Source organism: Paenibacillus sp. NPDC055715 (genome assembly GCF_053617595.1).
This window is the reverse complement of record NZ_JBSHGA010000001.1, coordinates 315,377-339,019: the sequence shown is the minus strand read 5'-3', so window position 1 is coordinate 339,019 and position 23,643 is coordinate 315,377. Positions and strand designations below refer to the sequence as shown.

At 50.0% G+C, this 23,643-nt stretch carries 2 protein-coding genes; both read left to right on the top strand.

Going from position 1 to position 23,643, the window contains the following annotated elements; all coding sequences use genetic code 11:
• Window positions 1–5 precede the first annotated feature (5 nt).
• Window positions 6–22,544, top strand: a complete 22,539-nt coding sequence (locus ACWGOO_RS01475) for an amino acid adenylation domain-containing protein (protein WP_452480877.1) — start codon at window positions 6–8, stop codon at window positions 22,542–22,544.
• A 30-nt stretch (window positions 22,545–22,574) separates the two neighbouring features.
• On the top strand, window positions 22,575–23,597 hold the full coding sequence (locus ACWGOO_RS01470) for a 3-oxoacyl-[acyl-carrier-protein] synthase III C-terminal domain-containing protein (protein WP_452480875.1): 1,023 nt from the start codon (window positions 22,575–22,577) through the stop codon (window positions 23,595–23,597).
• The last annotated feature ends 46 nt before the right edge of the window (window positions 23,598–23,643 follow it).

Genomic DNA, 23,643 nt, shown 5'->3' with positions numbered 1-23,643 from the left:
GAACTGTGAAAGAAGTTATTCTCGTATTTGCCAGAAGAGATGATATTTATGAGTTATTGGTGCAGAATTCAATGAGCCAATGCTCCAGCCGCAGCCTATTCATATTGGTAAAGCCAGGCGACATATACAATCAGCTCGGTAACATGATTTATCAAATCAACCCTTTCGATCAAGGCGATTATGTTCGTTTGTTATCTGATATTATTTACAGATTCGGAAATGTTAAGAAGATTTTGCATTTGTGGAACTACGAGTGCTCAACACTTGACTATAAATATCACGGAAATATTAACCGGTTTCTTAAACTTCTAAAGCGAGGTCTAGTGCTCGGCATTGGCTCGATCGACGCACTCACGCAATCCATGGTGTTATTAAAATGCGATTGTCAAACCTCCATTTATTATGCGCACCACGGTGAACAATTGGATGTGCAACCTCACAATCTTTTGGCTTACGGCAGGTATGCTCATCTTCCTGAAGCACAGTCGCAGTACCCCTTTTACAGCATTCATCTCTCACATCAATTAGAAAATAAATCGCAGGCCTGCCATATTTTTATGGACGCGCTTGCAATGGAAGGGGACAGCACCCCGGGCAGCTACCACTACAACGATCTTGGACAGCGGGAAATATTGCAGCTTGTGCAGCCGTCTTCTTCTACGGATCAGGTCTTTGTGAGAAACAACGGTGTATATTTGATTGCGAATAATGAAGCGGGCGATGGGTGGAGGCTGGCTGCTCGGTTGATGGAAAAAATAGAAGGCAAACTCATGGTTATTGGCGGCAGAAATCCGCTTCCGGAGCAGCAGGTATGGGTTGACGAGGGTCGACTGCAAAGCTCATCCATACAAATAGGCAACCATGAAGAGGCGCATGCGTTAATAGAGCAAATAAAGGAGAAATTCTATGGCATCCATGGGGTTTTTCACTTTTTGGATTCAACGGATGATTTGTCCTCCGAACAAAATTTGGAGGGGCTATTGTTGCTGGAGGACGCTACGGGGAATATTCCTTTGGATTTCTATATGGTGCTAAGTCCGGAAACAGAGGACCGGGACGATACGGAGCGGGCACGGCAACAGGCGGAAAATCATGCTTTCAGCGGCAGTTTTCTGGCATTAAGACAGCTTCTTGTACATCAGTCCAGAAGGTTCGGAATTACCTGTATGCTGCTTGGCAACAGCGGAGATCCCAATACATTATTGCAATCGTTGAACATTCGAAAGGAAAAAGCGGGCGGTCCGCTGGGACGAAAGCTTGTCGCGGCGGATGAGGCTGTGAAACAGAAGGTTTGGAGCCTGTTACAGAAAGGAATCAAGAACCAGGTTGCGGAAACGTTAAGCATTGATGAGCAGGAAATTGCTCCGGATTTCTCGCTTAGTCTGGATTCGGCTTCAGGCATTCAGTTTGATTCCATCTCTCTGACGATATTTGCGGATAAAATCAGTTCCAAATACGGCATCCAAATTACACCAGTCGTCTTTTTCAGGTATAGGACGCTAACAGGACTGGTTGACTATTTGTTCAGTAAACAGTATGAGGAAATTTTCCGGTTCCATCAGTTGGAGCTGGAGGCAGAGGCTTATTCGGATCAAGCCGCAACGCTGGAGCACGAGTCGGCTACGAAAATCGAGACAGCTTCTCTCGCAGATGTACAAGCGGGCGATGATAAAGGATCCGATCAGCAGGCTCAGCCTGAAGCTGCCCCTTCGCTGCTGGATTGGAATTGGCTGAACGAGAAAAAGCCAAACCATCCTTCGAATCATGACGATAACCATGCCGTTGCCATTATTGGAATCAGTGGCGCTTTTCCCGGGTCTCCCGATGTGGAGACGTTCTGGGATCATCTGGAGGCAGGGCGTCAGTTGACATCCGAAATTCCTTCTGAGCGTTGGAACTGGCGGGAATACTATGGCGATCCATATGCGGAGAGAAATAAGACCAATATAAAATGGGGGGGATTCATCGAAGATATTGATCAATTTGATCCGGATTTCTTCGGGATTTCCGAGCATGAGGCCAACATGATGGACCCCAGGCAGCGGTTGACGCTTGAAGCAGCCTGGAGAGCGATCGAAGATGCAGGATATAAAGTATCCGATTTATCCGGCTCGTCAACAGCCGTATTTATTGGAGCAGGCTCATCCGAATATTATCGACTTATGAACAAGCATAATGTGAAGATCGAAGAACAAAGCTCGACAGCCAGTTCCAATGCTATACTGGCTAACCGTATTTCTTTTCTGTTCAATTTCCTTGGTCCAAGCGAAGTCGTAGATGCCGCTTGTGCCAGTTCCCTTGTTGCCATTCACAAAGCGGCGAGCCTGATCCGGCATGGGGAATGCGAATTGGTGCTGGCAGGTGGGGTGCATCTGATCCTTTCACCGGATATGCATATTTCTTTTAATAAAGGCAAAGTCTTGTCGCCGGATGGGGTCTGCCGGACGTTTGACAAGGAGGCCAATGGCTATGTTCGAAGCGAGGGCGTAGGCGTTGTTTTGCTCAAATCGCTGGCTAAAGCGATAGCCGATCACGATCAGATCTATGCGGTCATTCGTGGCAGCTCGGTCAACCACGGAGGGCGCTCCAACTCCATGACATCACCGAATCCGACGGCTCAGGAGGAGCTGCTGGTTGATGCTTATCGGCGGGCCGGAGTAGAGTCGCATACTGTCAGTTATGTGGAGACTCACGGCACGGCTACCCCGCTTGGAGATTCTATCGAAGTGATGGCATTGGATGGCGCTTTTAAGAGAATGTCTCACAATAAGCCGATGCCTGAGACGCCTTATTGCGGGATCGGATCGGTAAAATCGAATGCCGGACATGCGGAGGAAGCTGCCGGTATGGCAAGTCTGTTCAAGGTACTGATGGGGATGAAATATAACAAGCTCCCGGGCAGCCTGCATGTCCGCGAGCTCAATCCCTATATTTCTCTGGAAGCGAGTCCGTTCTACATCGTGAAGGAAACGATCGAGTGGCCTCGTACCCGTCCTGCAGGCGGTGCGGCGATCCCGCGCAGAGCAGGCGTCAGCTCTTTTGGCTTTGGCGGGACCAATTCCCATCTGGTATTGGAGGAATATGTTCGCCCGCAAAGCGAGGTAACTATGAATGATTATGTGATTGTGCTGTCGGCCAGGGATGGTCACACATTGGATCAGTACGCGGTCAAACTGCTTGACTATGTGAAGAAGCCTCTTCACGGTCAATTATCCATGGCGGATCTGGCTTTTACTTTGCAAGTGGGCCGTGAGGAAATGAACGAGCGCCTTGCAATGATTGTACATGATCAGGAAGAGCTCCGGACACTTCTTGAAGGATATATTAACCGTTCAACAATGGATGCGGTCCATAGATATAGAGGCTCTGCACATACCACAGCAGGAAAGCATGCCGTTGATGCTTATGACACGGTAACGGTTGCCCGGCAGTGGGTTCAGGGAGCAAATGTCCAGTGGGAGCGACTGTACGGGGCGCAACTGCCGAACCGAATATCGCTGCCCACCTATCCGTTCAACAAGCGCAGCTTCTGGTTCAAGACGTTCAAGCAGCCGGACATCGCCGTGAATAAATCCGAGCTGCATAAGGCAGAACCGGAACTTTCCGGAGAATTCAGCGATAGACAAGACAATATGCATCATTTCTCCGGCCAGCTACCCCGTTATCACAACGTGATACGTTTGATCGAGGAGCAAGCAGCCAGAACGCCGGATCAGGAAGCATTGATCTTTGGCCAGTCGGTGCTCACATATCGTGAGCTTATGGACGAGGTTGATCATTCGGCGCAATACCTGAGACGCAAGGGGGTTCAACCAGAGGATTACGTCGGAATTTTTCTCAATCGGTCCATCGAAATGCTGGTGACGGTGCTTGCCGTATTAAAAGCCGGGGCTTCCTATATTCCGCTTGATCCGCTATTCCCACGGGAACGGATTGAATATATCATCGAAGATACGAAGTTATCTTATATATGGAGCGATACCGAGAATAAAGATAAATTACCTTATTTTATTGGGGAAATTTTCAACGTTCATGAGATGTCTTTGAACAAAACCGAGCATGAAATATGGCCGTCTCAACCTGGGGACGACGAAGAGCGTATCGCATATGTCATTTACACATCCGGGTCTTCTGGCCGGCCCAAAGGTGTGCAGATTACTCATCGCAGTTTGACCAATTTCCTGCTTTCGATGGCTGCAGAGCCGGGAATGAATAGGAACGATCATCTACTTGCGGTCACGACCCTCTGTTTCGATATCGCGGGATTGGAGCTGTTCCTGCCGCTCGTGTGCGGTGGAAAGGTCGAGATATTGCCTGAAACGATTACGAAAGATGGCGTTAAACTGAGAGAGAAAATCGAACGCAGCACAGCAACTGTGATGCAGGCGACGCCTGCTATGTGGCAGATGCTGCTGGCGGCAGGCTGGCTTGGCAAACAAGGATTCCGAATTTTGTGCGGTGGAGAGAATTTGAGTCAAAATATGGCTGGGGAGCTCCTTTCCCGGTGCGATGAGGTATGGAACTTGTATGGGCCGACAGAGACGACCATCTGGTCTGCCGTCTTCAGGCTGCGACAAGGGGAACGGGTTAGCATCGGCCGGCCTGTGCTCAATACGCAGTTGTATATTCTGGATGAGCAGCTGAATACGGTGCCTGAGGGTGTAGCAGGTGAATTATGCATCGGCGGGGATGGATTGGCCAAGGGATATTTGAATCGCCCCGATTTGACCATACAGAAGTTTGTGCCCGATCCATTTGAGCAGGGAAAGCTTATGTACCGGACAGGTGATTTAGCTGTACGCCATGAGGATGGCAAAATTGCGATTATTGGACGGATGGACAACCAGATCAAGCTTAGAGGCTACCGCATAGAGCCAGAAGAAGTCGAAGCCTTGCTGCAGACGATTCCGGGCATAGACAGAGCGATCGTGGCTCTGCGGGAAGACCAACCGGACCTGCTTCAACTTGTCGCCTATTATAGCTTGCAAAGTGGTTATTCGCTCCTTGATGAAAACATGATGCGGACGAGATTGCTGGAGCGCTTGCCCGCGTATATGATTCCAGTTACTTTTATAGGACTGCGCGCGTTCCCGATGACGCCGAATTTGAAGGTTGACCGTAAACAATTGTCTCTCATGGATATGGAACAAATTCAAACGACGTATGGGATGGATTACGGCTCAGCAAGGCAGTCGGCAGAGCAGCAGTCAAGACATTTGAGTGTGTCATCTGGCTCTTCAGCACGGATGCAGGAAGTTAACGTACCGCAGCCAAGCGGCTTGAAAGAACTTGCAGAGCAGCTGGTTCTCAAGACGGCGGCGGAAGTGCTGAACAGTAACGAGGACGGGATCAACTCCGGCATGAATCTTGGCGCGTACGGTTTCAATTCTGTCTTGTTCACGAATTTGGCCATGCTCCTGAACGCCAAGTTGGAAATGGACATTCCGGCGGTCATTTTCTACAAATTTTACACGGTTTCCATGATTGCGGAGTATTTGGTCAGCCAAGCTCCGGAACGAATTTTAAGAGCGCATGAGGCTTCGTTTGAACGTGAGCAGGCAGCAAAGTCTGTGGAGAATGCAGAACAAGATCAGAGCAACTCCCAAGTGAAGGAGCCGATTGCAATTATCGGAATGTATGGCAGGATGCCTGAGTCTCCTGATCTAGCTTCATTCTGGGATAATCTGATGAACAACAAAAACATGATTACCGAAATTCCTGAAGAGCGCTGGGATTATCGCGAATATTATGGCAACCCGCGCAAGGAGGACAATAAATCGGATTCCAAATGGGGTGGATTCTTGACCGACGTCGCTGGTTTCGACGCTGGTTTTTTTGGCATTTCTCCAAGGGAAGCCGAATACATGGACCCTCGCCAGAGGCTTCTTCTCGAAGCCGTGTATAAAACATTCGAGGATAGCGGCTACAAGCCGAGCGATTTTTCGGGAACAAAAACGGGTTTGTTCATAGGCGCGATCAACTCGGACTACTGGGATTTGATACGTGACCATGAAGTAATCTCGGATGGATATACGCTGTCTGGATTCGCCAACTCGATGTTATCGAATCGGATTTCTTATTTGTTTAATCTGAACGGGCCGAGCGAAGTTGTCGATACGGCTTGCTCCAGTTCCATCACTGCAATAGACAGAGCCGTTAAAGCCATTCATAACGGAGACTGCGAGACGGCTATTGCCGGAGGGGTGAATTTGATCTTAAGCCCTTATCTGTATCTGGCGCTGAGCAAGAACGGAATGCTTAGCCCGGACGGCAAATGTAAAACATTTGACAAGTCGGCTAACGGTTATGTACGGGGCGAGGGGATCGGAACCATTCTGTTGAAGCCGCTTAGCAAAGCCATTCGCGACGGAGACGTGATTCATGCGGTGATTAAAGGTACCGGCGTTAACCACGGCGGCAAATCCAATTCTTTGACTGCTCCGAATCCGGAGGCCCAGACGGAACTGCTGTGCGATGTATACCGGAAAGCGGGCATTGATCCTTCAACGGTCACGTTTATGGAGACGCATGGAACCGGCACAAAGCTGGGCGACCCCATTGAGGTGGAAGCATTAAAAACGGCATTTGCCGAGTTATACGAGCAATGGGGTAAAGGAAGTACGGAGCAAATACACTGCGGTTTGGGAGCGGTGAAAACGAATATTGGCCATCTGGAAGCGGCAGCAGGCATCGCGGGCGTCCTGAAAGTTGTGCTGGCTATGAAGGCGGGACGTATCCCGGCTAACTTGCATCTCGAAGAAATGAATCCTTATATCAGCCTGGACGATTCCTGCTTCGATCTTGTCAGTAAGAATCGAGACTGGACACGGCTTACAGATAAGCAGAACCGGCAAATTCCTAGAAGAGCGGGAGTCAGCTCCCTTGGCTTTGGTGGTGCCAATGCCCATATTGTGCTTGAAGAATATATTTACCCGGAGAGTAATAGGGTGCGCGAGGAACTGCAAATCATTCCGTTATCCGCCAGAAACAAGGACAGACTCGCTGCGTATGCCAAGAATTTGCATGAGTTTATTGTGAGAATGAACATCGACAAAAGCTTACCGCAGCCATCTCTTCAAGAAATCGCCTGTACGCTGCAATCGGGCAGAGAGGAAATGGAAGAAAGGCTTGCTTTTATCGTTCGAACGGTGGATGAACTGGGAGAGAAGCTACAGCAGTATCTGAATCAGCAGCCAGCGGACGGAATTTATAGCGGCAATTCAAGTCAGGGTGGAGATTTTTATCGGGGCATGTTTGACGGTGAGGCCGGAGTCGAATATTTCACGATATTGTTTAACCAGAATGATCTGCACAAACTGGCAAGACTGTGGACTGCTGGAGTGAATATGCAATGGAACATTCTATATCCGGACGGAATGCCGAAGAAAGCAAGCCTGCCGACATATCCGTTCGCCAAGGAGAGATACTGGGTATCTTCTTATCGCCCGCCATCTCGCGCAACTACGAGTAGCCATTCAAAGCCGTTAACGCCGCTTATTGACAGTAACGAATCGGATTTATACGAAGTCCGTTATAAAAAGCATTTCAGTGATCAAGAGCAGCTGATTGGTGAACATGTCGTAATGGGCAGCAAAATCTTGCCGGCCGTGGTCAATCTTGAGATGACCAGAATGGCGGGCAGCTTAGCCAACCGAGGAGCCAAAATTCGCAAGATGCGGAATTTGGTGTGGATCAGGCCCATTGAAGTCAAGGCGGACGGTGAGGATGTCTATATCCACCTGTCACCAAGAGCCCAAGAAGTAGATTTCAGCGTTCGGACCGGACAAAGCGGGGATGAAGCGGACACTCTCCATGCCCAAGGAAGCATGGTGTACGAAGATCCGGCAGCGGCGTTATCCGAGGCTGGCTATTTGGACTTAAGCGCTATTAAGCAGCGATGCGGCGGGAAAAGAACACACCAAGAATTCTACGATCAGTTCCGGCAGTTGGGTTATCAATATGGCCCCGCCTTTCAGCCGATCAGAGAGCTATATTATTCAGATAGTGAAGCCTTGGCCGTCATTGCGCTTCCAGCGGGAATGGAAGAAGGGTCTTTCGATTTCGTACTTCATCCTTCGATTTTGGAAGGAGCATTGCAAACGCTGGCAGGGCTATCTTTCAAGAAAGATCGTTCGGATAATATTCCGTTTTTGCCATTCTCTTTGAATGAACTGGAAATTTGGAGTCCATTGCCACAGATTTGCTACTCGTATTTGGCATTAAGCGCAGATCAACAAGCTGCAGGGAAGGCCGGACAGCGCTATGATATCACCTTGACGGATGAGACCGGGCAAATCGTTGCCCGGCTTAGAGGATACTCGACTAGGTCGGTACAGCAGGATGCGGACAAGCGGGGGGCTGAAGCCGATCGGATCGAACCTGTTTTTTACAGCCCTGTGTTAACGCCTATGGAATTGCCAGACAGTGTTCGGAGAGTATCGGGTCCCGTGTTGGTTTTTGATAACGATGTTTCTTTCGCCCATTATTTGCGGTTGAATTTGCATGCGGACCAGAGCGGCGTACCAGCGCCGATCTTGGTGATGCCCGGTGAACGGTTTGAATCACTGGGCGGACAGGGGTACACAATTCGTCCCGGCGAATATGGAGATTATCAGCGGCTTCTGCTCGATTTAAGCAACAGAGGGCAAGAGCCTGCCCAAATCATCTACCTATGGCCTTCACAAAGCGATGCCGATAATATGGAGCATGATCGGAGTTCGCAGTTGGATCTTGGAGTGTATCCTCTCTTTCATTTATGCAAATCCGTGACGGAGCATAAATTTGGGCATGCAATACAAGTAGGCTGCTGTACTTTATCGGATGAGCGGCAGGCGCGGCCTTTCTTCGCTGCGCTCAAGGGTATGTTCAAAACGATTCGCCTTGAAAATTCCAAGGTGTATCCCAAACTGATTGAATACGCGGTCCCATCCGGGCTGTCAAAAGCAGTCGCCTTGGGGCGTTTGGCTGATATTGCTCTGAGAGAACTGTCCAGCACGGTTTCTTACGAGCCGTTTGTGAGCTATCGGGGTGATTTACGCTTGGTGGAGACTTATGAGCAGGCAATGCTTGAATTGCCTGAGCCAGGGAGGTTCGAGGTAAGAGAAGACCAATTGGTTTTAGTCACAGGCGGTCTTGGCGGTCTTGGCCTTATTTTTGCCGAACATTTGGCGTATGTCACGAAAGCTCGTGTCGTGCTGACAGGAAGATCCGAACTAACGAAGGAGAAGGAAGACACGCTGAATCGCCTGCGCCAGAAGGGATGCGAGATCCATTACATCCGGGCGGACATAACCAAGCTTGAAGAAGTGGAAGCACTGGCTGAACAAATTCGAAGCGGGTACGGACCATTAAACGGCATTGTGCATGCTGCCGGCGAATTACGCGATGATATGCTGATTCATAAGCATGTGGACGACTTCAAGGCAGTGATCGCTGCCAAGGTGCCGGGGACGCTTCATCTGGATCTTGTCTTCCAAAAGGAACCTCTGGAATTTTTCGTGCTGTTTTCGTCCATATCATCGGTATTAGGCAATGCAGGGCAGAGCGATTATGCTTATGCAAACAGTTTTTTAGACGCGTTTGCTGCTTATCGCGATTCGCTACGTAACCGGGAGCTGCGAAAGGGCAAAACGCTGGCGATAAATTGGAGCTTCTGGAGAGAAGGAGGCATGCAGGTATCGGATGCGGTACAAACGTTCATCACGAATTATTTCGGTGTGCAGCCCCTGGAAAAAAGAACGGGCGTAGCGGCCTTTGAAGCATCGTTGCGAAGCAGCTATAGCCAGCTATTGGTTCTGGAAAAGGATTCGGACAAGATCAAACGCCGCTTAGCTGAAGCATCGGCTGGGCAAGATCATTCCGAGCCTCATGTGGAGGTAGCGGAGATTGCCGCGACAGAAGAGGAGGATATGCTGCAAGAGAAGCTCTTCTCGTTGGTTCAGGTGGAGGTGGTGCAGCAGGCTTCGGCCGTTCTGAAGATGTCCGCGGACAAGATAGATGTAAACAGAAACATGAACTTGTACGGATTCGATTCCATCAGTTTCACTGAATTTACCAATCACATCAATGATTTGTATGCATCCGATCTGACCCCGGCCATCTTTTTCGAATTGGAGGAGCCTACATTAGTTACGTTCAGCCGGCTGCTGCTTGAACGATATCGAAGCTCTGTTGAACAATATTATGCCACTGACCTTGGGCCTGCCGGGGGTGCCGAAGCAGCGGGGGATAGCGGAACATCAATGGATGTTTCGAAGGAGACCTCCATATTTCGAAGACCGTATACTGCCGCTGATCCCGGCAATGAGGGCATGGAGGCAGAATCCTCCGCAGATGAATTAATTGCGATCATCGGCATGAGTGCGGTGATGCCCCAATCCAACGATCTGGAGACCTTTTGGAGAAATCTGGAGGATGAGCGGGATTTGATCACCGAGGTTCCGCCGGACCGTTTTGATTGGAAAAAGTTTTACAGTGATTCCCCGGACGAACCGAATAAAACGGATTCCAGGTGGGGCGGCTTCATGACAGAGGTCGATAGATTCGACGCCTTCTTTTTTGGCATATCTCCGAAGGAAGCGGAATTGATGGACCCGCAGCAGCGCATTTTCCTGCAAGTTGTCTGGAAAGCGATTGAAGATGCCGGTTATAAATCGTCGGATCTGTCGGGAAGCAACACCGGAGTTTACGTAGGGATGACCAACAGGGATTACGCCGACGTTTTGAATGAGTCCATGGAAGCGATTGAAACCCAGGGCGTTTTTGGCAATACGCATGCGTTTTTGCCTAACCGGATATCCTTCCTGCTGAATTTGCATGGCCCTAGCGAGCCTATTGATACGTTATGTTCCAGCTCGCTGGTTGCCATCCATCATGCTGTAGAGGATATCAAGCATGGTCATTGTGATATGGCCATTGCGGGCGGAGTAAGTGTAATCGCCAGCCCGCGCATGAATATTGCTTTTAGCAGAGCCAGCATGCTGAGCAAAGAAGGCCGATGCAAAACCTTTGATCATAAAGCTGATGGCTTTGTGCGCGGGGAGGGTGCCGGAGCAATCCTATTGAAGCCGCTGCGTAAGGCGATCGCCGATGGTGACCCGGTACACGCCATTATTCGGGGGAGCGCGGTCAATCATGGCGGCCGATCCAATTCGTTGACAGCGCCGAATGCCAGAGCACAGGCCGAGCTTCTTGTGAAAGCTTACGAAACAGCAAATATTTCTCCTGATCAGGTCAGCTACATCGAAACACATGGAACAGGAACGATTCTTGGCGACCCGGTGGAGATTAACGGACTTAAGGCGGCATTTCAAAAGATGACGGAGAAGACAGGGAAGCATCGGATGAAGCAGGCTTACTGTGGGCTAGGTTCGGTGAAATCCAATATAGGTCATTTGGAGGCGGCCGCGGGCATAGCCGGCATTCTAAAATTAATTATGGGGATGAAGCATAACCAGATTCCAGCCAGTCTGCATGTGAACCAGATCAATCCGTACATCGATCTCAAGGGAAGTCCTTTCTATATTGTGGATAGGACACAAGAATGGACAAGATTAACGGATGAACAGGGCGATAGCATCCCGCGGATTGCTGGCGTCAGTTCTTTTGGTGCCGGCGGTTCCAATGCACATATCATTTTAGAGGAAGTGATCTCTTTGCCATCGTTCCCCAAGCAAGCACATGAAGGGACATGGATTGTGCCGATCTCCGCGAAAAGCACAGCTTCCCTGCAACGATACGCTGGATCTCTACTGGATTATATGGAGCGTTCTATTGCAGAGGACGGGTCAAGTCATCTCCAACTGGATCAGGTAGCAGCAACGCTCCAATTGGGGAGAGAGCCTATGGAAGAGAGGCTGGTTTTCGTCGTATCCTCCATCCAGGAATTGCGGCATGGCTTGAGACAAGTGCTTCATGGAACGGGCGGGGCACAAGTCATGTATAGGGGCAGCTTGGATGATGAAAGCATCCCCCGAAACCATGCAAATCTGGAAGCGTCCATTCAGGCTGCCGTGGCCGCTGCCGATTACCCAAAACTTGCCGAGCTGTGGGCCGAGGGCGCGTCGATGGATTGGAAGCTTCTCTATCATGGCCGTATACCGCGCCGGATTTCGCTGCCAACCTATTCTTTTGAACGTGAGAGACATTGGGTACGGACGAAGAAATCCAGGCCTCCTGTGAATCAGCTTCATCCGTTGGTCCATTGGAACGGCTCTACGCTAACGGATATCAAATGCATCTCCGATTTTTCGGGGGATGAATTTTTTGTGAAAGATCATATCGTGGGAGGAAAGCTGGTATTCCCTGGTGCAGCATATCTGGAAATGGCTAAAGCGTCCGGCGAGATCGTTGGAGAACAAAAGGTCGGAAAGCTCCGCAATGTCGTTTGGGCAAGACCTCTTGTTGCTGACAGCGGGAATGTGCGGACCGAGATCACCCTTCGTCCCGCAGCGGGCAACGTGGATTTTGAGATCCATTCGGTGAGCACAGAGCAAGAGCGAAGGCTGCATGCGCAAGGAGAACTGGTCTATCAGGATGCAAACATCATGGAAAAGGTTCCGGACAACACAATGACGGATATCGAATCCATTCGCCAGGCTTGTCCATACGTTCGGAGCAAGCATGACATCTATGACGATTTCGAGGAACGCGGATTCCGTTATGGACCATCCTTTCAGCCGATTCAAGAATTGATGCTGAACCATCACGAGTGTCTGGGCCGGCTGGAACTGCCGACAGAATGCCGGGAGCATTTCGAGGCGTTCGGCTTACATCCTTCCCTGATTGACGGAGCCTTGCAAGCTTCTGTAGAGTTGCTGGGCATGTCGGTCAAAGTAGATAACGCTTCCTTCATGCCCTATGCTGTGGGAGAGCTGGAAATGTTCCACTCCCTGACGGAGGAGTGCTACGTCTACGTGGCATTCTCAGGCGATCGTATCAAAGCGGAAGCGCAGATCCAAAAGTTTCATATTGAGCTGCTGGATCATGAAGGGCGGTTATTGGCACAACTGAAGGATTTTACGATACGAGCGATTCATACGGAACGAAAAGAGCCGCTTATCTCCTATGCGAGGCAGGAATGGATGAGCCAACCAATAAAATGGGCAGGACCTGTAACGGACGGTTACCGGGGAAATGTTCTGGTATTCGGCGAAGAGGCTGAAGTGTGGCATGCCTTGCAGCGCAGGCTCCATTCTCAATCCAGAATGATTCTGGTGAAACCGGGCCTAAGGTATCGCCATCTGGGCAAAGACGTATATGAGATTAATCCAGGAAACAAGACAGATTATGAGCAGGTCCTAATCGCCTTGTCTTCAGAAAATATCTTCCCATCTGCGATCATCCATGCGTATTCAATGCATAGGCCATCCGGCATCAACGAATTGGAGGAACAGCTAAATGCAAGCTTCTACTCTTTGCTGCATATTACGCAAGCCTTGCTTGCTCAAAGACTGAAAGAGGAGCTGCATGTAATTTATGTCTACCCGGATCATCCGCATGAGCTGATCCCGGCATATGCGGCGATAGGCGCATTTGCCAAAACAGCACGGCTGGAAAATCCCAATCTGTTATATGGCACGCTGGGTGTAGACGAGCTTGTGCTAACCCATCAAGGCAACGGACTTTCGGACATTTTGGCTCAGGAGCTTGAGCCGGAGGCCCGGCAGGATGCGGACGTTCGCTATAGAAATGGCTCTAGGTATTCGCGCACGATGAGAGAAATTAGTGCTCAAGAGCGAAGTGCGGATGTTGTTCGCATCAAACCTAAGGGAACTTATTTGATTACAGGCGGCGCTGGCGGGCTGGGCTTTATTTTTGCCGAGCATCTTCAGAACACCTATCAGGCTAACGTTATTCTGGCTGGACGTTCAATGCTGAGCGAAGAACAGGCGGCGAGACTGACCAATATGCGGGAATCGGGCGCAATGATCACCTATATGCAGGCGGATATGGGCGATAAGGAGAGCGTCCGAAACCTGGTGCAGCAAGTGAAATCCTCATTTGGCAGGATCGACGGGGTTCTTCATGCAGCCGGCACCGTACGAGATTCATTTATTTTGAGAAAACGGGAACAGGAAGCGGCAGAGGTGCTTGCCCCTAAAATCCAGGGGACTTGGTATCTGGACGATGCGCTCAAAGATGAGCCGCTTGATTTCTTTGTTTTATTCTCCTCTTATGCAGCGGTGAGCGGCAATCTGGGACAATGCGATTATACGTATGCCAATGCCTTCATGGATTATTTTGCGCAATTAAGGAATCGTTACCGTGCAAGCGGCAGTCGGCAAGGCAAAACGCTCTCGATTAACTGGCCTAAATGGAAAGATGCGGGCATGACAGTGACAGCGGAAACGTCGAGCTGGATGCGCGATACGCTAGGCCTAGAGATGATCGAAAGCACACAAGGGATTCAGGCATTTGAGGACGGACTTCGGCTGGATTCTTCCAACCTGATTATTGTTACAGAAAATGCGGGCCAAGCGTCTGATCATGCATACGGAAATGAAGCTGCCGCTTTAACGGAAGCACAGCCGGCGGCAACTACAGCGGCAATGGCAGCCATGAAGCGATCGAACGGCGCATCCGAGCAGGCGGTGGATACCGATCTTGATATGAGAGCAGCGATTATTGATTATTTAAAAGAGGTGCTGTCTCGGGTAGCCAAGATTCCGGTTTCCAGAATTAAGCCGCGCGTTGCACTGGAAAAGTACGGAATTGATTCGTTGATGATTCTTGATCTGAACAAAGAACTGGAGAGGGACTTTGGGCCATTGTCCAAAACCTTGTTCTTTGAATATCAGACCTTGGATGAGCTGGGCACTTATTTTCTGGAAAAGCACTCGGACACGATCATTAGAAAAAAACAAGTTTCTGCGGTGAATTCCAACTCCAGCGGGGCTCCGAATCAAGCTGACATGGCCTCTCAGGCGACAGAAGGATCGAGGAGAGAGGAGGCGGACAAAATTAATAAACCCGACGAGGATCGGGATATTGCCATCATTGGTCTAAGCGGCAAGTATCCGATGGCAGAGAATTTGGAGCAATTTTGGGATAATTTGAAGGCGGGAAAGGACTGCATTGTAGAAATACCTGCAGAGAGATGGGATCACCGCCAGTTTTACGACCCGGACCCGAATAAGCCTGGAAAAACGTACAGCAAGTGGGGAAGCTTTATTGACGATGTGGATAAGTTCGATCCGCGGTTCTTTAATATTTCGCCAAAGGAAGCGGAGTTTATGGACCCGCAGGAACGGCTGTTTTTGTCAACAGTATGGCATACCTTGGAAGATGCCGGTTACACAAGGGAAACGCTTGGCCGCAGCAAAGTGGGGGTTTTCGTCGGCGTGATGTACGGCCAATATCAATTGATGCAGCGCAATGTAAACGGCAATGCGCTTTTTGGCGATTCCTTTTATGCTTCGATTGCGAACCGGGTCTCCTATCTGTTTAACTTTCAGGGACCAAGCATTACGTTAGACACGATGTGCTCGTCCTCACTTGTCGCCATACACTTGGCTTGCGAGAGCATTTATAGAGGCGAGTGCGAAACAGCGGTTGCAGGAGGAGTGAATCTGACGATTCATCCGAACAAATACATTAACTTGAGCAGAACGAAATTTGTCTCCAGCGACGGGCGTTGCCGCAGCTTTGGTGAAGGTGGCGACGGATACGTGCCTGGAGAAGGCGTCGGAGCCGTCTTGTTAAAGCCGTATAAACAGGCGCTGAAGGACGGCGACCACGTCTATGCTGTCATCAAAGGCATCTCGGTGAACCATGGCGGCAAAACCAACGGTTATACCGTTCCGAATCCGAAGGCACAGGCGAGCTTGATCTCGGAGACGTTAAAGAAAGCGCAAATTCACCCGAAAGCTATCAGTTATTTGGAGGCCCATGGCACCGGAACGTCTTTGGGCGATCCCATTGAGATTACAGCACTGACCAATGCTTTTCATGAGCAGACGGATGAAACCCAATTCTGCTCCATTGGTTCGATCAAGTCGAATATCGGTCACCTCGAATCGGCTGCAGGAATCGCAGGCTTGACCAAAGTTCTGCTTCAGATGAAGCATAAGCAGTTGGTTCCATCCATCCATTCGGATGTGCCCAACAGCAATATTGATTTCGACAACATCCCGTTCTATGTGCAGCGGGAGCTGTCGGCCTGGAATAAGCCTGTGCTCCGTGAGAACGGCAGGGATACCGAATATCCCCGAATTGCCGGAATTAGTGCATTTGGTGCGGGAGGGGCGAATTCGCATATGATTCTGCAGGAGGCCGAGGACCTGCGGTCTCCATATACAGCACATGGTTCGCCTACACGGATTATTGTTCTTTCGGGCAAAAACGAGGATAGGCTGAACGTCTATGCCCGGAATCTGCTCACTTTTCTGGTCCGGCATCATCAAGAGGAACTGGATCTGTCGGATATCGCATATACGCTGCAAACCGGCCGCGAGCCAATGAATGAGCGTCTGGCAATAGTCGTGTACAATAAAGAGGATTTACTTACCAAATTAAAGGATTTTTGCGATGTCAAGCAGGAGGTCGAAGGGATCTTCCGGGGAAACGCGAAAAAGCATCGCGGGCAATTGGAGTCGATCATCGGACATGAGGATGAGGAAGCGTTATTATTCCGATTAAACGACGCAAGTGATGATGTATTCCTGGCGCAGTTATGGGCTATGGGGGCGGATTTTGATTGGCAAGCCGTTTATCGTCATGATCACAAGCCGCGAAAAGTCTCCTTGCCGGTATATCCGTTTCTTCAGGAGCGCTGCTGGATTCACGACGATGAGAATACCCCGCTGTATGAGCCGGTGAAGAACGAGACAGGTGCCCAGCAGCTTCACCCTGTCATTCACGCGAATATATCGTCATTTCGGGGAATCCGATTCTCTACCAGTCTGAACAGCCGGGATTACTGGCTTGCTGATCATCGTGTTCAGGGACAGGAGCTGCTGCCAGGGGCGGTGTATCTGGAGATGGCACGGGTAGCGGGGGAGTTGGCCGAAGGCAGAAAGGTCCGCCAAATACGCGATATTTACTGGAGCCGCCCGTTGTCTGCCGATCATTCGTCCATCATGGCATATACGGAGATCATTTCTGAACATGGCCTTATTCGTTATGAAGTAACGACAATGAATGAGGATAAAGCTTCCGTGAAGTATTCGTATGGCAAACTACTGTTTGAAGACGATGGGGAGCCGGAACATGAAATGCGTCCAGAACCGATGCCAGCAATGGATGCAAGCCGGATCAGATCGAGATGTTCGAAGCATTTGGAGCGCGAGGACGTGTATATGAGGCTGGAACGGAACGGAATTGCCTACGGTCCAAGCCTCCGGATCATTGAAGCCATAGACTTTAGCGACACAGAAGCGATCTCGATGTTGAACGTTCCGCGCCATATGTCCGGGGATATGGATCAATATGTTCTGCATCCTGCCGTCATCGACGGGGCGTTCCAGAGCGCGGGCATCATCCTGGGAGAACGGACTGAAGCGGTTTATATACCTTACGCACTTGGACAAATCGACATTTTCCGACCGCTGCAGCAAGATCGCTTCTATGTTCATGCATCGCTGACAAGCAGAAACCCAGACAGCGGCAGCGTACGCGTACAAATTCAGATTACGGACGACAAGGGAGCATTGCTGGTCACTATGAAGGATATGCAGTTTGAAAGAAGAGGAAGCCGTGAAAATGTTGGGTTTCACAGGCGGAACAACGAACCATTGATGTATCTTCGCAAGGTTTTGCAGGCATCCTCCCAATCTGCTGCTGATCCGGCAACGCTCGCTCCGTCCACAATGGCTGTATTCGTCGCGGAGGAGGATGTATATCAGGAAATACAGGCAAGATGGCAGTCTGCAGGGCGGGATGCCTCCGCAATCGTGTGGGTAAGACCGGGGAATGTTTATCGTAAATACTCGGATACACGTTATGAAATTGATATTTGCAGCCTTGAGGATTATCGCCGTCTCGTGGCGGATTGGCAAGCGCATCGGGGACTCCCTCAGCAATTGGTGCACATGTTGTACAACCTGCCTGGCACGGACGGACATCCTTTAAAGGAGAAGCTGGATGCGGGCATTCATTCCGTGTTCCATCTTTCCAAAGCACTGATTGAGCAAAAGCATGAGCAGCAAATACAGATGCTTTTTGCCTATGAGAGCAAGAAGGATCACGAAATTGCCGAGTATGCGGGTGTCAGCGGTTTTTTCAAGAGTGTTTCCCAGGAATACAGAAGATTAACAGGCAGAACCTTTAATCTTGTCGTTCCGGATTGGAACCAAGTAACCGCAAGCGAGTGGGCGGATCTCCTGCTGCGGGAACTTCTTTTCAAGGATGAGGTCGAAGTTACCGTTGATTACTGGACGGGGGAACGATGGATCGCTGTGCTGCAAGAGGTCGCAGATGCATCAGGCATCATTAATCGCTCAGCCGTATTAAGGGAGCGCGGCGTGTATCTGATTACCGGCGGAACGGGAGAATTAGGGTTGATTTTTGCCGAGTATTTAGCGAGAAAGGCCCGTGCCAGATTAGTGCTGATCGGCAGGTCAGGCCTTACCGATGAGAAAAAGAAAAAAATCAAATATTTAGAAGGCATCGGCTCAGAAATCATGTATGTGCAGGGTAATGTATTCGACGAATCCTCGATGACAGATATGGTCCAGGCCGTGAAGAAGAAATTCGGCGTGATCCATGGGGTGATCCACAGCGCCGGAGTTGTTCGCGATTCGTTGATTTTGCATAAAACAATGGAAGAGATGGAGCAGGTTGAACGGGCAAAGGTCTATGGATCGTCGGTCCTGAGTAAAATAACGGCCAGTGAACAGCTTGATTTTTTTGTTCTCTTTTCCTCCATAACGGGAGTGCTCGGGAATTTTGGGCAATCCGATTATGCCTACGCCAATGCATTTTTGGATCATTTTGCGGTGGCGAGGGAGCAGCTCAGAAAACGGGGACTAGTCCAAGGCAAAACCGTGTCGATCAACTGGCCGCTCTGGGAAGAGGGCGGAATGAGCGTTGATGACCAAACGAGACAGTTGTTGACCCGGACGATGGGCACTGGCGCTTTGGATACAGAAAGCGGACTTGCGGCATTCGAGTCGGCGCTGTCCATGAATGAAACCCAGCTTGTTGTACTCAAAGGCGATCCGGCCGTGATCAAGGAAAAGTTCGGACTTCACTTGGCAAAGGTACAACAGTCCAACACAACGACTGCTGCTGACGGAGCCAAAGAACAGATCATACCGCTGCTGGAGCGGGAAATCATCAGATTGATAGGCCAAGTCCTCAAAATCAGCAAGATGGATATCGAGAAGGATGAGGAATTCGATCAACTGGGATTTGATTCGGTAAGTATTACGGAAGTCGTCAATCTAATGAATGAGAAGTTTCGCGTAACGCTCACTCCGGCGCATTTTTACGAATATTCAACGGTAGAGAGCTTTTCCAAGGGTGTATACGAAGAGAATCAAACTCTTTTCATGCACTATTTCCAGGCTCAGTTAGGTAACCTGAACGAAGTGAACCAAGGTGAAGCAAAGGTTCATCACAACACAGAAAGGTCTCGCAACCAGGGTCAAGCGGCTGATGAGCCGGCGGGCAACCATGGAATGCATGAACCAGTTGCTATTATCGGAATGAGCGGCGTGATGGCGCAGTCCAAGGATCTGGATGTCTTCTGGGAACATCTGGGACAGGGGCACGATCTGATTACCGATATTCCGGCGGATCGTTGGGATTGGAGGAAGTATTACGGCGACGCCACAGAGGGAGCAAATCGGACGACCATCAAATGGGGCGGATTTATGGAGGAAATCGATAAATTCGATGCGGCGCTATTCGGCATTTCTCCTCATGAGGCCAACTTGATGGACCCTCAACAGCGATTGTTCATGGAATCGGTCTGGAAGACCATAGGGGACGCCGGTTACAAAATCTCCGACTTTGCCGGTACGAATACAGGTGTGTTTGTCGGTGTCTCCAACATGGACTACTACGAGCTGTTAAATGATTGCGGGCATACATTGGAGGCGCATATACCTACTGGCAATTCACATTCAATATTGGCTAACCGGATATCGTTTCTGCTGAATATTCACGGACCGAGCGAACCGGTGAATACTGCTTGCTCGAGCAGTCTTGTCGCGATTCATCGGGCGGTGGAAGCGATTAGGTCGGGAGCATGCCAAGCGGCCATTGCCGGCGGGGTTAATGCAATCATAAGTCCTAAGCTTTATATTGCATTCGAAAAGGCTGGAATGCTGAGTCCTGACGGTCGCTGCAAAACATTTGATAAACGTGCAGACGGGTATGTCAGGGGAGAGGGCGTCGGTGCTGTACTTTTAAAATCTTTGAGTCAGGCTGAAGCCGACGGGGATCACATCTATGCCGTGATTAGAAGCTCGGCGATCAATCACTGCGGCAGAACCCATTCCCTGACCGCTCCAAGTCCGAATGCACAGGCGGAGGTTATTGTGAATGCGATTGAGAATGCAAAGGTCGATCCTGCGAGCATCACCTACATTGAGGCTCATGGAACAGGCACAAGCCTTGGAGATCCCATCGAGATCAACGGATTAAAAAAGGCGTTCGCCGAAGTGTTCCGCAGGCGCGGGGAATCGGCTCCGAAGGAGCCTTTTTGTGCGGTCGGATCGGTGAAAACCAATATCGGCCATTTGGAATCGGCGGCGGGAATCGCCGGGCTCTTTAAAGTGCTACTTGCGATGAAGCATGGGCAGTTGCCGCAAAACGTGCATTTGCAGCAGCTCAACCCTTATATTGATTTGCAGCACTCTCCTTTTTATATGCTAACAGAAACTAGGCCGTGGCAACGATTGGTGGATGAATCGGGACAGGAAAAGGCGAGAATCGCCGGCATTAGTTCCTTTGGCTTCGGAGGCGTGAATGCACACCTCATTGTAGAGGAATATGTGAATTCCGACGTGCCTTGCGGCGAATCTAATCATGACCAGGACGAGATTTTTGTACTCTCGGCCAGAAACGAAGCAGGCCTGCAGCAATATGCCGGGCAGATGCTGTCGTTTTTACAGCAAGCGATTCCGGAAGGAGCACCGGAGCAGAGTTCATCCAAGATGCTCGTAACCAAGGTGAAAGGAAAATTGGCGGAGCTGACATCGGATGTTCTGATGATTGATCCAGGCGAATTGCTCGTCGCGGACGACTTTTCCGATTGCGGCTTAACGATCACGACCTTGGCACAATTGGCTGATCACATTCAGAATGAGCTGAGCGTTGATATTCAGTTAAATGATTTATTGGCCAATCCATCTTTGAAATTAACGGCTGAGTATCTGTCTAGTACCTACCCGACACCATTAACAGAGTTGGGATTTACTGGAGGTAAAGGCGAAATCGTGTCATGCGCGAGGAAGGATGGTCTGGTTGAAGGGATCTCTCTTAGTGATCTGTGTTATACGTTGCAAACGGGCCGCGAGCCGATGAAGAGCAGACTGGCGATCGTTGCTGCCAATATGAATGAATTGATTGCGAGGTTAACCCAGTATGTGAATCGTTCCGGGGAGACCAATGGGCTGATTCGTGATGAAGCTGGAATCCATACATCAGACAGCGAGCCGATGCCAGAGAAGAACGTTCAAAACAATGATCTGCAGCGGTTGGCTGCTGAGAGAAGGGTAGCCGAGCTTGCCCAGTCATGGGTAAATGGAACAGAAATCGACTGGAGGCTGCTGCATGTCGATGGACCTCGCAAGCGATTGGCTCTGCCAACATCCCCGCTGGAGCGGAAAAGATACTGGATTACGGGACAGCGCCAGCATGAGCTTGAGGATGCCGATTCCCGCATTCCCCCGGACATTGCGAAGGATATGGGGGATTCCCCGTATGCTGACGATTTGTCGTTATCTGCAGGCAATGAAGTGGCGTCCGCAGTTACCGAGGAACCCGGTGCGGAGAATACAACCGCGTGGGCCCGTGATCAGGTAAGGACGATTTTGTCTGACGTATTGTCTCTAGAAAAATCGGATATGAGGGATGACGTTCCATTTACCGCAATGGGGCTCGATTCCATCCTTGGCATCAAATTGGTCAAGCACTTTAACCAGCAATTCGGATTGCAGCTTAGTCCGATGACCATTATCGAATTTCCGACGGTGGAACAGATGTCTGCTTGTATTTCCTCAACTGTGAACTATGAGGAGAAATCCGTCGATCAACCGCAGACACAGGTTCAAACAGAGAGTCCATCGCCTGATGGTGCAAATGATGGTGCAAATGATGGTGCAAATGATGCTGCAAAAATGGTTAAGCAAAATCTGAAAGCGATGCTGTCTCAAATTCTTGCGATGGAACAGACGGAGATGGATGAGAGTGCAGCATTTGCAACGCTGGGCCTCGATTCCATTCTGTCTCTTCAACTGGTCAAGGCCGTGAACCGGGAGTTCGGATTGCAACTCAATCCGATGAAGCTATTTGAATATCCTTCATTGCAGCAATTATCTGAATGGATTACTTCGCAGATTGACTCTTCAATAGATGAACAAGTGCATGTACGTTAACCACACAAAGATATTTCAAGGAGGTTTACTATGTCAGTCATTTTGAATGAAGCAAGCAGAAAGCCCTTAGGTTTACGAATTGCCGGGATCGGCCGTTATTTGCCCAAGCGTGTGGTACTAAGCAGCGAGCTGGAAGAACAATACGGACTTGCGCCGGGATGGTGCGAAGAGAAGCAGGGCATCCGTGAACGCCGCTGGATTGATAATGAAACCGCCGCTTATATGGGGGCAGAGGCGGCTAAAGAGGCGATCGCCGATGCCGGTCTGACATTGGAGGATATCGACTTGATTATTAATGCCTCCGGCACTCCCGATCAAATCGTACCCGATGGAGGACCGCTTCTCCAGCGCGAGCTGGGGCTGGGCCAGTCAGGCATTCCTGCTGTGAGCGTCAGCGCTTCGTGCCTCAGCTTCTTGCTTGCGCTGGATACAAGTCTGAGTTATCTGAACTTGGGACGGCACACCAATATTTTAATTGTATCCTCCGATATCACATCATGTGCGCTGGACTTTTCCAAACCGGAAAACTTCACGATGTTTGGTGATGCAGCTACTGCTGCTGTCGTCACGCTGCCGAAGGAGGGAGAGTCTTCCCGCGTCTATGCCACACTTTTCGAGACGTATGGGTACGCTGCTGATTTCAGTGCCGTCCATGGTGGCGGAACAAGAATGAACCCAAACCGCAAGGATGCAAGGCCGGAAGATTATTATCTCAAAATGGATGGCAGCGAGCTGATGAAGGTGGGCTTCACGTATCAACCCAATTTTATAAAAAAGCTGTGGGGCATGTGCAAGGATTACGTCTCGCTGGACGACTTGAAGCTGGTCATTCCGCATCAGCCTAGCCGAGTGGTGCTGGATTTCTTGAGCTTGCTGTACCCGGAAGAAAAGATTGTGCGCAACCTCGAGCGTTATGGAAACTGTGTGGCCGCTTCCACACCTCTTGCGCTCTATGAAGCGATTAAGCAGAATCGTTTGGTCCGCGGTGATTTGGCGGTGATCACGGGCTCAGGCTCTGGAATTACATTTGCCGGCATGGTGCTGACGTATTAAACGCAAGGCATGGTGGTCTCTCATACAAGGTGAAGGTCGGATGATC

Coding starts and splice junctions, on each gene's coding strand:
- ACWGOO_RS01470 (WP_452480875.1), top strand. CDS start 22,575: ATGTCAGTCATTTTGAATGAAGCAAGCAGAAAGCCCTTAGGTTTACGA.